At 46.2% G+C, this 333-nt stretch carries 1 pseudogene; it reads right to left on the reverse strand.

Annotation, left to right across the window (positions count from 1 at the left end):
• Window positions 1–142 (reverse strand): annotated as a pseudogene (locus OO25_RS22715) (hypothetical protein); the annotation flags it as partial.
• Window positions 143–333: the final 191 nt, after the last annotated feature.

Below are 333 nucleotides of genomic sequence, written 5' to 3' on the forward strand. Positions count from 1 at the left end.
TCATCCGCGCGATAATCAAACCAACGATGATGATCGCGAGTGCCGCCACGATGTTTACTGCATAACTTAGCAGCAGCGCCTGGTTAGCTACCAGCCAGCTTCCCGCGCCGTTTATGCTATCGACAACATTCAAATCTTCCATTCAATATTCCTTTTCAACTGACTCAAAATGGAGAAATACACTCCGCCGCCTTATGACGGGCAGTCTGACAAGGGTAAACAATAAAGCATAATTTTGCCAAATAGATCACAGATTTCTCATCTGAATCACCTTGCTTTTGGCGAAAAAATCCCCGCAGAGCGGGGCTCAGACAGATATCAATGTGCGCTTTG

The organism is Phaeobacter sp. S60 (assembly GCF_000826845.1).
In the GTDB taxonomy this organism is placed as follows: domain Bacteria; phylum Pseudomonadota; class Alphaproteobacteria; order Rhodobacterales; family Rhodobacteraceae; genus Phaeobacter; species Phaeobacter piscinae.